Consider the following 12724-nt stretch of genomic DNA (forward strand, 5'->3'; position numbering starts at 1 on the left):
CCGCTGCGGCTCCGGCTCCGGCTGAGCTCTCGACAGAAGCCGCTGCGATCCCGTTGGGAATGGCGGGCGGGACAAGCATAGCCAGCGCCCGTTCCGCGACGAAGGAGGCCGGCCGATGAAGGAGCGCGTGCTCATCCTCGGCGGCGGCATCATCGGGCTCGCCTGCGCGTTCGAGGCGGCGAGCGACGGCTCGCGCGAGGTGACGGTCGTGGAGCGCGGCGGCTTCGGCGGGCAGGCGACAGGCGCGGCGGCGGGCATGCTGGCTCCGTTCTCCGAGAACGTCGAGCAGCCGGATGCGTTTTTCGAGCTGTGCCTGGACAGCCTGCGCCGCTACCCGGAGTGGGTGGAGCGCATCGAGGAGCGGAGCGGGATGGAAGCGGGGCTGCGCCGCACGGGCAGCCTCGGGGTGGCGCTGCATGAAGCGGATCTGCTGCCGCTGCAGTCGCGGCTGCGTTGGCAGCGCGCCGCCGGCAGCGGAGCGGAGCTGCTGACGGCGGCGCAAGCGGCGCGGCTGGAGCCGCGGCTCGCCGCCTGCGCGGGAGGCATCTATACGCCGGCGGAGGCGCATGTGGACGCGCCGCAGCTCGCCGCGGCGCTGGAGCAGGCGTGCCGCAGCGTCGGCGTCCGGCTCAGAGCCGGCCAGGGCGGGCTGGCCTCGCTGGAGCTGCGGCCCGGCGACGCCCCGGAATGTCCGGTCGCCTTGACGACGGAGCGCGGCGAACGCTTCGAGGGTGATCGGCTCGTGCTGTGCGCCGGCGCCTGGAGCGGGGAGTTCGAGCGGCTGTTCGGCCTGCCGGAGACGATCCACCCGATCCGCGGCCAGATCTGCGCGTACGGCGTGCCGGACGGCGAGGTGCGCCATATGGTGTTCACGAGCCAGGCCTACTGGGTCGGCAAGTCGGGCGGCAGGCTCGTCTGCGGCGCGTCGGAGGACGTGGCCGGCTTCTGCACGGACGTCACGGATCGAGGCATCGGCCGGCTGGAGCGCTGGAGCGCCCGGGCTTTTCCGATGCTGGCGGGCATGCGGCCGAGCCTGCGCTGGGCCGGGCTGCGGCCCGCGACCCGCGACGGCCGTCCGCTCATCGGCCGGCTGAGCGGCTATCCGCAGGTGCTGTTCGCGGCGGGGCATTACCGCAACGGCATCCTGCTCGCGCCGGCGACGGCCGCCGCCGTGCTCGGCTTGCTGGAGGGAGACGAGCTTGCGGCGAGCGCGGCGTTCCATCCGGAGCGCTTCCGGCGCGGATTTTCGGCGCACCCGTCCGGAGCCTTCGCTCCGAGCGCCGGCGCGGGGACGTCTGCGCCGAGCCGGGCGGAAGCGGCAGGGCGCGGGGACGACGCGGGCAGGACGGCCGCCGCCCCCGGCGGGCCAAGGAGGGGACGCGCATGAGGCGATTCAAGAAAACGCTGACGATCGCAGGCTCCGACTCCGGCGGCGGGGCGGGCATCCAGGCGGATCTGAAGACGTTCCAGGAGCTCGGAACGTTCGGCATGAGCGTGCTGACGGCGGCGACGGCGCAAAACTCGGTCGGCGTGCAGGGCGTCTACCCGCTCCCGGCGGAGGCGGTCGCGCGGCAGCTCGACTCGGTGCTGGACGACATCGGAGCGGATGCGGTGAAGACGGGCATGCTGTTCTCCGCCGACATCATCGGCATCGTCGCCGGCAAGCTGGAGCGCTGCGGGGCGGGACCGATCGTCGTCGATCCGGTCATGATCTCGAAGCACGGCTCGCGCCTGCTGGAGGAAAAGGCGGCCGAGGCGCTGCGGACCCGGCTGCTGCCGCTGGCGGAGGTCATAACGCCCAATCTGCCGGAAGCGTGCGCGCTGCTCGGCTGGGACGAGAGCGAGCTCGCGACCGAGGCCGCGATGGAAGCGGCCGCACGGGAGCTGCTGCGCTTCGGCAGCCGCCATGTGCTGCTGAAAGGCGGGCATCTGCCCGGCAGCGCGGAGGCGGTCGACCTGCTGCTGTCCGCCGATCGGCCGGACCGGCCGGAGCGGTTCGCCGCCGCGCGCGTGCCGACGCCTCACACGCATGGCACCGGCTGCACGACCGCCTCGGCGATCGCGGCGCTGCTGGCGCTCGGCCATGAGCTGCCGGAGGCGGCGCGCCGCGCCAAGGCGTTCACGCTGAAGGCGATCCAGGCGGCAGGGCCGACCGGAGCCGGCACGGGCTCGCTCTGGCATGCCGCCTGGCGGTCGGAGCCGCTGGCGGAGGCGGGCGCTGCCGGGTCGGCGGGGCGTTCGCTGCCGCGGGCATAAGCAGGATTTTTTCGGACGCGGCCGCGGACGGGAGCGATCTCAATCGGCGGGCGGAGCGGAAGCGTGTCCAGATCGGGGAACCTTTTCCAGTCCGCTGCGTCTAATCGAGCATCACGGTCACAGGCCGGTCGGGGAGGTCGCATACGGATGCGAAGCGAGCGCAAAGCGCCGAGGAAGAGGAAAAAGGGAATGCGGCTCGTCGCGCTTGCCGCTGTCGCCGCTGCCGCAGGAGCCTGGCTCTACGGGTACGGCATCATGCCGATCTGGCAAGGCGGGATGGCCGCGATCGCAAGCGACAAGGAGCGCTACTCGCTCGACATCTCGACGCTGCCCGGCGAATATTCCATGGAGCTCGATCTGACGGATCTGTCCGCCAACGTCGGCCGCGACCTGTACCGCCACGGCGACCAGCGGATCTGGCTGTCGCATCTGGAGCCGAACAGCGGCCTCCTGATGGCCTGCTTCCGCTCGGACGGCACGGTCTCGTGGAGCGGAGCGACGCTGGCGAGCGGCCTCCGCCATGCTCGAAGCGACAGCGGCTTCGGGTATACGCTGGAGGCGAGGATGGACGTTCAAGCCGCGGGAAGCGTCTACGAGGCTTCCGGTACCGGCATGTCGGGCATCAATTATCGCAAGGGCGACATGTTCTGCTATTTTCCTTTTCCCGACAAGGCGGCGGAGGAGGCGGCGAAAAAAGAGGGCAAGGCGCTGCTGGTCGTGGAAGGGCTGCAGCTGCATCGCTGGACGCGCCGGTAGAAGGCGATGCGGCGGGGAGGGCTTGAGCGGTCGCGGCCACTCGGACGGATCGGAAGGGATAAGATGGAGAGCGGTCAGGAGGATGCGGCTCGGCCTAGGGCCGGGAGCATCCTTTTTGCGCATTCCTTATTGCGCATGCCGCGGCAGCAAGCCGCAGTCATCCCCCGGCAGGGCAGGCGCATAGAGTATAAGAGCAGAAGAATGGCCAACGGTGCCGATGAAGGAGCATGGACATGAAAACGAATGGGAAACCGGGCAAGGCGAGCCGGCCTTTCGTGCCGGGCGGCGCGCCCTCAGCCAAAGGAAAGGCCGCGACGGACAGCCGTCCGCGGCCGAGACGAGTCTCGCGTCCGATGTATCAGGTCGATCATCCGGACTATTCCGAATTGGAAGGATTGGGAGAATCGCCGTCCGTCGACAGCCCGCATCAGGACACGGACGGACGCAGGCCGGGAGGCATCCGCCGGGTCAAGCTGCACGGCTTCGCCGCTGTGGCGAGTCCGTTGGAGGGAGGGCTCGTGGCGGAGGAGCTTGGCGCTCGCGAAGACGAAAGCGAAGGTGAAGGCGAAGGCGAGCCGCAGCGCCGGAGTCGGGCGGCTTTCGAAAGAGCGGGCGAGGGGGACGGGGAGCTCGCTCGCCCGTCCGCAGAGAGCGAGCCGGACTTCCACGCGTCCAGCCGGTCGGCGGCGGAATGGGCGCGGCTGGAGGAGGTCCGCTTCAGCCCGGCGCTGAAGATCCGCACCTCGCCGACGGTGCGGCTGCTGCCGCAGGCGATGCCCGGCGGGACGCCGGAAGCGGGAGCGGATGTCCGCTCCGCGCCGCCTGCGGCAGCCGCCGCGCAAGGCGGGCCCGGAGTTTCGCAGGCGGGCGCGGAGCTTGCGGAAGGTCCGGTTGCGGACGGCAGCGAGCTGCAGTTCGGTACGGTCGCCTTCGACTTCAAGGAACGCAGCCGCCTCGACCTCATCCTGCCGCTGCAGCAGCCGTTCCGGGACACGGGCTACTCTCTCGCCTGCTCGCTCGACGTGCCGTTCTGCCATGCCGTCGTGCGCGCGAAGCTGGGCGCAGAGGCGGTCGTGACGCTCATCCGCACGCAGGAGGAAGGCAACTCGCGCGGCCGGCTGGACTGGATCGCCGCCGGCCGCAGGGAGTAAGGCCCGAAAGCGCGCACCCCGCCGGGCAGGGCCGAGCCGAGCTGCGGCGGGAACGCGGCTTCGTTCAGGCCAGTGCAAGATGAATCGAAAGAAGGACAGCTCCATCGTCATGACGGCGATGGAGCTGTCCTTTTTCCTATGCGCGCACGCAGAAGCAAGCCGAATCGCCAGCTGCCGGCCCCATGCGGCGCGCGTCCCGGCAAGGCAGCTGTCCAACCTGTACAAATGCCGTTTCCCCTGGCCGGCGACTCTCATAAGCTGGCTATTAGAGAGGTGAGAAAAGTGAGAGAGTCGCAGCCGAGCCGCCAGGGCGGAAAGCCATCCGAGGCAAAAGCGGCGCCGCGCAAAAAGCGCCGCGCGCCGGGCGCGAGCGTCTCCGGCGTTCGGAGAGGAGCCCGCGGGAAGCCTGCAGGGCCGAGGGCCGGCAAAGGCGCAGCGCCCGATCGAATTGCGAGAATGGACGAAAGTCCGGCCCATCCGCGGACCGAATCCGACGAGAGGCTGGGCGGCGCGAGAGAAGCGGACGAGGCAATGCCGTCCGAATCGAGGGCCGGAAACCGCCGGCAGGCCGAAGCCGATCCGCCGCCGCGATGGCGGCCATCCGGCGAGGACGCTTCGTCTCCGCTTCTGCCGCCGGGTCTGCTGGAGGAGGATACGGCTCCTGCCGTATCGGTCATCATCCCGGTCATGAACGAACGCCGGACGATCGCCGCGGTGCTTGCCCAAGCGAAGCGGGTCCATCCGCGCACGGAGCTGATCGTCGTCTCCAACGGCACGAAGGACGGCTCCGACCGGATCGCGGCCCGCATGGGAGCGAAGGTGCTGCGCTGCGCCCGCGCGCTCGGACATGACGTAGGGCGCAGCGTAGGAGCTCGCGCCGCCCGAGGAGAGGCGCTGCTTTTCCTCGACGGGGATATCGTGCTGTCCGCCGCCAAGCTGCGTCCGTTCGTGCAGGCGGTGCTGAGCGGAGAAGCCGATGTGGCGCTGAACGACTATTCGGGACCGACCGACCGCAGCCGCGTCCATCCGGTCGTGCTCGCCAAGCATGCGCTGAACTCGATGGCAGGACGGAGCGACCTGCGGGGGACGTCCCTCACCGCGGTCCCTCATGCGATGTCCCGCGCGGCTGCGGAGCGCATCGGCGTGGAGGCGCTGGCGGTGCCGCCGCTGGCTCAGGTCAAGGCGCTGGCCGCAGGACTCGCCGTCCGGCGGATCGTGCATGTCGACGTCGGCCGCCGCAACCGCAGCCGGTTGAAGCGCGAGCGCACGAATCCGCTGCATCGCCTCATCACGGGCGATCATCTGGAGGCGGCGGCATGGCTGGCCGAGGCGCAGGCCAAGGCGCTGGAGTCCGGTTCCGAGACGAGGGAAGGGAGCGGCTTGTCATGACGAAAAAGCAAGCTTCTGCCGGAAGGCGCGGCGCTGCCAGTCGACCCGTCCGGCGGCACGCGCGGCGCAGCCCGCGCTCCAAGCGAGCGCCGGCCTCGGGCAGCCGCCGGCATCGTTCCCTGGCCGCTGCCCGGAGGGCGGCAGCCCGTCGAGGCGGGGCGGCCCGATCGCGGTCCGCCCGCGCTGCCCGGCTGCAGCCGGCGGCCGCCGGCCACGGCTGGAGCTTCCCGCCGGAAGCGGCCGCGGTGCTCTGCTCCGCCCGCGCGGAGTCGCTGGAGGCGGCGGCGGCCTGGATGGAGAAGCTGGGCTGCCGCAAGCTCGTGCTCGTGCGCTGCGGATCCGGCTCCGCCGAGCCGGAAGCGCCAGCCGGCGCAGCCGAGCTCGCCGCAGAGGCGTCCGCCGCCGACGATGCCGGGCCGGAGGCGGCGCAGCGCATCCGGCTGCGGTATCCGCATGGCGGCGCGGCCGCCTGGGCCGCCGGCGCGGCAGCCGCGCGGCAGCTGCAGCCGCGGGCCTTGCTCGTCGCGGACGCCGATGAGGCGCTGCAGCCGGAGAGCCGGATGATGCTGCAGGCCGTCCTGCGCGCCGCGCCGGAGCGGCCGGCGGCGGCGCTCGCGGAGGATGGCGGCTGCAGGCGGCCTTTCTCGAAGTGGAGCCCGCAGACGCGGCTCAACGCCTTTTTGCACTGGTCGCTCGGAGGCGAGCGGCGGACGGCGATGTCGCTGGAGCGGACGCCGTTCGCGCTCAACGGCGCGGCGCTCCGCCGCCTCGAAGACGGGGCGCTGCTGGCGCAGCCGCCGCGCGCGCTGGCCGCGCTGCTGGCCGGCGGCGGATCGGCGCTGCCCGTCCGCGCCCGTCCGAGCCGGGCGGCGTCCGAGCCGATCCGTCCGCTTGCTTATGCCGACGCGATCCGCTTGGCCGGAGCGACGCCCCGCTTCCGCTATCCCGACCATAGCCGCGACCGCGCTGCGGCCGCCGGGCATGGAGAGGCCGGCACGAACCCGTAATCCACGAAGGAGTGAAGCTGAAGTGAAAGCCATTTTGCTGGCCGGTGGGACCGGTACCCGTCTCCGTCCGCTGACCGGGCTGATGAACAAGCATATGCTGCCCGTCTACCAATATCCGATGATCCACTACGCGATCCACACGCTGGCAGAGGCGGGCGCGGACGAAATCCTGCTCGTCACGGGACGGCAGTCCGCGGGACTGTTCATCGACTATCTCGGCAGCGGCGAAGCGTTCGGAGCGCGCCTCACCTACCTGATCCAGGAGCAGGCCGGCGGCATTGCCCAAGCGCTTGATTTGGCGAAGCCTTTCATCGCTCCTCAGGAGAAGTTCCTCATGCTGCTCGGCGACAATCTGGTGGAGGACTCGCTGAAGCCCTATGTCGAAGCCTACCGGGGCCAGGAGCCGGGCACGGCGATGGTGCTGCTCAAGGAGGTGCCGGACCCGCATCGGTACGGCGTGCCGGTGTTCGACAGCGAGGGAGGCATCGCCGCGATCGAGGAAAAGCCGGCCAACCCGGCGACGAGCTACAGCGTCACCGGCATCTACCTGTACGACGGCAGCGTCTTCGATATTGTCGCCGTCACGCAGCCTTCGGGACGCGGCGAGCTGGAGATCACCGACGTCAACAACGCCTACGCCAGGCAAGGCAAGCTTCGCTACGAGGTGCTGCCGGGCTGGTGGACCGATGCGGGCACGTTCGACTCGCTGCACGAGGCGGCGGGCTGGATGAAGGACCGCATGGCCGCTGCCGGGGCGGGCCGGGCTGCAGGCGGAGCGGATGGGGCAGGCGGGTCGGCCGGGACAGACGAGGCAGGCGCGGCAGCTGAGTCGGGCGAGGCAGCTGAGCCGGGCGAGGCGGATGAGGCAGGCGCTGGGAAAAGCGTCCCGGTCGAAGCCGTCCCGCCGGATGACGCGCCAACTCCCGCAGCGACGGAAGAATCGGCTGCGGCGATGGATGCTTCGCCCGCAGACGACGATTCCGCTTCGCAGGGCTGACCGCAAGCGCCCGAGGCGCGAAACGGAAGCTGCAGCCCGAAGAAATCGGGTTGCAGGCGCCGCGTGGCGCGAAACGGAAGCTGCAGCCCGAAGAAATCGGGTTGCAGGCGCCGCGTGGCGCGAAACGGAAGCTGCAGCCCGAAGAAATCGGGTAGCAGCTGCCGCGTAGCGGGAAACGGAGGCTGCATCCCGAAAAAATCGGGTTGCAGGCGCCGCGGAGCGCGAAACAGAAGCTGCAGCCCGATAAAATCGGGTTGCAGGCGCCGCGTAGCGGGAAACAGAAGCTGCAGCCCGAAAAAATCGGGTTGCAGGCGCCGCGTGGCGCGAAGCAGAAGCTGCAGCCCGAAAAAATCGGGTTGCAGGCGCCGCGGAGCGCGAAACGGAAGCTGCAGCCCGAAGAAATCGGGTTGCAGGCGCCGCGCAGCGCAGAACAGAAGCTGCAGCCCGAAAAAATCGGGTTGCAGGCGCCGCGCAGCGCCTTCGCAGGCGTGATCTTGACTCGAATAAATCGAGTCAAGGCCGCTCATTTCCGCACACAGAGGAGGAAGCCGACATGGCAAAGGCAGGCCGCCGCGCGGCTGTCCCCGAAAACGAAAAGCTCCATGCGCAGGGACGCGAGGAAGGCTACCGCCAAGGGCTGGAGGCCGGACGCCAGGCGTTCGGCGTGCCGTGGCCCGGCACGAGCATCATCATCCCGACCTTTGACAAGCGCGGCTATCTGGAGCAATGCCTGGACAGCATCCTCGCCCACACGCCGGAGCCGTACGAGATCATCGTCGTCGACAACGGCTCCTCCGACGGGACGGCGGAGATGCTGGCGAGCCGCGGCGCGGCGCTCGGCTTCGGCCGCCTGCGCTGGCGGCTCATGGGCCGCAACGCCGGCTTCGCCGCGGCGGTCAATCGCGGGCTCATGATGGCGCGCGGAGAGAAGCTGCTGCTGCTCAACAACGATACGCTCGTCACGCCGCGCTGGCTCGACAATCTGACGGCTTGCCTGGACGGCATCCCGAATGCCGGCATCGTCGGCCCGGTGACGAACTTCATCAGCGGCGAGCAGCGGATCGACGCGCCGTACCGGACGATTCCGGCGATGCGGGCCTGGGCCGCCTCGTTCAACGAGCCGGACCCCGGCCGCTGGCGGGAGACGGAGCGGCTGACGGGCTTCTGCATGCTGATGAGGCGCGGCCTGCTGGAGGAGATCGGCTACTTTGACGAAGGCTACGAGGTTGGCAACTACGAGGACGACGACTTCAGCCTTCGCGCCCGCCTGGCCGGCTATCGACTCGCGATTGCGGGGGACGCTTTCATCCATCATTACGGCAACGTCAGCATCCGGTCGATCGGCCGGAGGATGGAGGCGATCACGCTGAGCAACCGACGGTATTTCCTGGCGAAATGGGAGGGAGCCGGCTCCCTGCCCCCGGCGATCCGGCCGGAGGAGCGATCCGCCTCGGCGGGCGAGCTCGCGCTCTATCCCGGCGGCATCGCCGCCGAAGGCGCGGACGGCACGCTCTGGTGGGTCGAAAGCGGCCGCCGCTGGCGGATCGACGGAGCGTGGACGCTGCCGTCGACGAGAATCGCGATGCCGCTGCTGCGCCGCTTGGGCGTAGCGGCGGAGCCGGTGCCGGCCGAGCTGGCCGCCGTCCGCTGGCACGGGCTGCCGGACGCGCCGCCGCTGCCGGACGCGCCGGACGGCAGCGCGCCGCCGCCGGAGGCCGTGCTGCTGCCGGACGGAAGCGTCGGCCTCGTCGAGGAAGGGCGGCTGCGCCGGCCGCTGAACCCGCTGGCCGCGTCCAGCTGGTCGCTGGAGCGGAGGCCGGTCCGCCGGCGGCTGTCGCCGGCGGAAGCGGACGCCATCCCCGCCGGCCCGGCCATTGCGGCCGCTCCGCAGCTGCATCAGCGGCTCTAGCCGCAAGCTTTCGCAGGACGAAAGCAATTGGCGGCTCTAGCCCGCAAGCTTTCGCAGGACGAAAGCGATTGGCGGCTCTAGCCGCAAGCTTTCTCGGTACGAAAGCAATCGTGGTAAAAACGGCACTGAGAAGCGCCGGAGCGGATCATGGTTAGAGTTTAAGCCTACTACCAGCAAGCTTTTCCCCATTACGGACCGAATCAAGGAGGAATGCTCTCATGGCAATACTGCTGCTTGCGGCATCCAAGCCGGCTACGCGGCGCATGAAGCCGAAGACCGCTGCCGGAGCCAAAAAGACGACGACCCGCACAGGAGGCAAGCGCAAGAAGGCGTCCGGTACGATCCGCCGCAAAGCGAAGTCCGCTGCAGGCGGAAAAGGAGCGCGGCCACGGAGGCGCGCCGCAGCCGCGAGGCCGCGGCGAATCCGCCGGATCCGCCGCGCGCCGCTGCAGGCCGTGCCTCAGATGGCAGGCAGCCCGAGCTATGTGGCCGGCTTCCAGCAGACCTACAACGAAGGGTACCAGCTCGGCTTCGGCCAAGGCTACGAGGAAGGGCTGCAGCTGGCGTACGAGACGCAGCCCTAGCGGCAGCATCGGCGTCCGGGAGAAGGCCCGCGCCACCGGGCGCCGAGCCCGCGCGGCCGCCTGGCCGCACTCGCCGCCACCAGGCGCCGAGCCCGCGCGGCCGCCTGGCCGCACCCACGCCACCGGGCGCCGAGCCCGCGCGGCCGCCTGGCTGCACTCGCACCACCGGGCGCGGAGACCGCGCGGCCGCCTGGGCCGCACTCGCGCCACGGGCACTAAGCCCGCGCGGCCGCTCGGCGGCGTGGATATCCGCCGCTTTTGGCGGACGGCGGACAAGAGGCCAAGAGGGCGCCGCGCCGCCGGAATACAGTAAGACAAGGAGAAGGGAGGCAGATGGCATGGCATCACAGGAGCAGCTGCTGGCGGCGGGAAGGGCGGCGGGCCGCATCGCCGGAGAGGCGCACGGCCGCCGGGACGGAGCTTGCCGGAGCGCCGCGCAGACGGTCGCTCCCGCCGCGTACCCGCAGCGTCCGCTGACCGTCCTCTTCGTGCCGCAGGGCTTCCCGGCCATCGACGAAGGGGTGGCGGACGCGCTCCGGCAGCACGCCAGCACGGTCCATGTCGGCCATCCGTCGACGATGCTCGCGCAGGCCGCCGAGCTGAGGCCGCAGCTGGTGCTCGTCATGAACGGGCTGCATGTGTTCCCGCCGGACCATGCCGAGCAGATCGCGGCGATCCGCGCGCTCGGCATCCGCACGGCGATCTGGTTCGCCGACGATCCGTACTTCACCCGCGAGACGGCGCGGCTCGCGCCGCTTTACGACGCCGTCTTCACGCATGAGCTCGAGGCGGTTCCGTTCTATCGGGCGAGCGGAGCGAACGCGCATTACTTGCCGCTCGGCGCGAATCCGACGGTGTTCCACGCGAAGCCGGTCGGCCAGGAGTATCGCAGCGACGTCTTTTTCGTCGGCACGGGCTTCTGGAACCGGATCCGCCTGCTCGACGAGGTGCTGCCCGCGCTGGAAGGCCGCAAGGTCGTCCTCGCCGGCGGCGAGTGGGAGCGGCTCGACCGCTACGCCCGCTACAAGCCGTTCATCCGGCCCGGCTTCATGCCGATCGAGGAGACGGTGAACTTCTACAACGGGGCGAAAATCGTCCTCAACATCCACCGCACGACCGAGCCGGGCTCCGACAACCACAACGATGCCGGACTCCGGGGAGCGTCGATCAATCCGCGGACGTACGAGATTTCGGCTTGCGGCACGCTGCAGCTGACCGACATCCGCGACGATCTGCGCCGGTACTACGAGCCGGGCCGGGAGCTGGACGTGTTCACCACGCCGGCGGAGCTGACCGCCAAGATCCTCCACTACCTCGACCATGAGGACGAGAGGCGGCGGATCGCCGTGCGCGGCATGCTGCGCACGATGCGGGACCATGCCTTCGCCGGCAGGCTGGGCATGCTGCTCGACCGGGCCGGATGCTGAAGCGCAAGCAGCCGCAGGCGACCGCCGGGCTGGCTATGAAGAAGGAGGAAGCATAGTGGCAGTAAAATCCATGCGCGGCAAGCGCATCCGTCCAAGCCGCCAGAAGCGTCAGGCAGCCGCTTCCGTCAGGAGAAGCGCGCCCCCGCTGCTGGACGCCGAAGTCCAGCGCGGACGCGAAGCGGGCTTCGCCGCAGGAATGGAGCATGGGCTGTGGTACGGCAAATGCGAGGCTGGCTTGAGCCGCCTGCAGTACGCGCCGCCGGTCTTTCCGATCCACGTTCTGTTCGTCGCGACGGCGAAGGGCTATCCCTACTCGCCGCTCGACTCGGCGATCGCCGACACGCTCCGCTCGATGACCGCGAGGGTGAGCATCACCGACACGCAGCAGCCGGTCGTGCAGCTGGCCAAGGAGCTGCGGCCCGACGCGGTCATCGTGCTCGACGGGCTGCAATATCCGACCGAGCAGGTGGACGCGATCCGCGCGCTCGGCATCCGCACCGCCGTCTGGTTCACGGATGATCCGTACTATTCCGACATTACCCGCAAGCTCGCCCCGCATTACGACTTCGTGTTCACGCTCGAGAGCAACACGGTCGAATTCTACCGGCAGCTCGGCTGCCCGAACGTCACCTACCTGCCGCTCGGCGTCAATCCGGCCGAGTTCCGTCCCCGCAATCCGGACCTGTCGCTGCGCCGCGAGATCAGCTTCGTCGGCTCGGCCTACCACAAGCGCGTCGATTTCTTCAACCAGATTACGCCTTACCTCGCCACCCGCGACATCGCCATCTCCGGCCTCTGGTGGGAGCGGCTCCGGGACTTCCGGCTGCTCCAGTCCAAGATCCGCGCCGGCCACTGGATGGACCCGATGGAGACGGCCGCCACGTACAACGGAGCGAAAATCGTCATCAACATGCACCGCGCCCATGACGACGAGACGTTCAACAGCAACAGCGCGCAGCTGACGGCCATATCGCCGAATCCGCGCACGTTCGAAATCTCGGCCTGCGGCACGCTGCAGCTGACGGATGTGCGGGACGACCTCGCCCGCTTCTACGAGCCGGGCGTGGAGATCGCGACGTATGCCTCGCCGCAGGAGCTGGTCGAGAAGATCGACTACTACCTGAACCACGAGGAGGAGCGGCAGGCGATCGCGTTCCGCGGCATGTGCCGGACGATGAAAGAGCACACCTACGCCCACCGGCTGACGACGATGCTTTCCGTCATGTTTCCGTCATGACGGCGCTTCCG

General features: G+C 69.8%; 11 protein-coding genes. All 11 read left to right on the plus strand.

Going from position 1 to position 12724, the window contains the following annotated elements; genetic code table 11:
• Positions 1–115 precede the first annotated feature (115 nt).
• The 11 genes from thiO (at position 116) to GE073_RS08200 (ending at position 12713) form a co-directional block, all read left to right on the plus strand.
• On the plus strand, positions 116–1387 hold the full coding sequence (gene thiO / locus GE073_RS08150) for a glycine oxidase ThiO (protein ID WP_101808848.1): 1272 nt from the start codon (positions 116–118) through the stop codon (positions 1385–1387).
• Complete coding sequence (gene thiD, locus GE073_RS08155; RefSeq protein ID WP_101808849.1) at positions 1384–2256, plus strand: bifunctional hydroxymethylpyrimidine kinase/phosphomethylpyrimidine kinase; 873 nt, start codon at positions 1384–1386, stop codon at positions 2254–2256. The genes thiO and thiD overlap by 4 nt, the downstream gene beginning before the upstream one ends.
• A 189-nt stretch (positions 2257–2445) precedes the next feature.
• Positions 2446–3012, plus strand: coding sequence for a hypothetical protein (locus GE073_RS08160; protein ID WP_101808850.1), 567 nt, complete (start codon positions 2446–2448; stop codon positions 3010–3012).
• A 233-nt stretch (positions 3013–3245) separates the two neighbouring features.
• Positions 3246–4163 carry a WIAG-tail domain gene (locus tag GE073_RS08165; RefSeq protein WP_194843314.1) on the plus strand — a complete coding sequence of 306 codons (918 nt, stop codon included), beginning with the start codon at positions 3246–3248 and terminating at the stop codon, positions 4161–4163.
• 456 nt (positions 4164–4619) lie between these two features.
• Positions 4620–5552 carry a glycosyltransferase family 2 protein gene (locus GE073_RS08170; protein ID WP_228551368.1) on the plus strand — a complete coding sequence of 311 codons (933 nt, stop codon included), beginning with the start codon at positions 4620–4622 and terminating at the stop codon, positions 5550–5552.
• Positions 5549–6559 (plus strand): hypothetical protein, encoded by a 1011-nt coding sequence (locus GE073_RS08175; protein ID WP_153783212.1) that lies wholly within the window; start codon positions 5549–5551, stop codon positions 6557–6559. Before GE073_RS08170 ends, GE073_RS08175 begins: the two co-directional genes overlap by 4 nt.
• 22 nt (positions 6560–6581) lie before the next feature.
• Positions 6582–7556, plus strand: coding sequence for a sugar phosphate nucleotidyltransferase (locus GE073_RS08180; RefSeq protein ID WP_194843315.1), 975 nt, complete (start codon positions 6582–6584; stop codon positions 7554–7556).
• Positions 7557–8109: 553 nt separating this feature from the next.
• Complete coding sequence (locus GE073_RS08185) at positions 8110–9465, plus strand: glycosyltransferase family 2 protein (protein ID WP_153783214.1); 1356 nt, start codon at positions 8110–8112, stop codon at positions 9463–9465.
• A 218-nt stretch (positions 9466–9683) separates the two neighbouring features.
• Positions 9684–10049, plus strand: a complete 366-nt coding sequence (locus GE073_RS08190; protein WP_043111194.1) for a hypothetical protein — start codon at positions 9684–9686, stop codon at positions 10047–10049.
• Between the two features lie 338 nt (positions 10050–10387).
• Complete coding sequence (locus GE073_RS08195) at positions 10388–11476, plus strand: CgeB family protein (protein WP_153783215.1); 1089 nt, start codon at positions 10388–10390, stop codon at positions 11474–11476.
• A 55-nt stretch (positions 11477–11531) separates the two neighbouring features.
• Positions 11532–12713, plus strand: a complete 1182-nt coding sequence (locus tag GE073_RS08200; protein WP_228551370.1) for a CgeB family protein — start codon at positions 11532–11534, stop codon at positions 12711–12713.
• Positions 12714–12724: the final 11 nt, after the last annotated feature.

Source organism: Paenibacillus sp. B01 (genome assembly GCF_009649995.1).
GTDB lineage: Bacteria > Bacillota > Bacilli > Paenibacillales > Paenibacillaceae > Paenibacillus_O > Paenibacillus_O pasadenensis.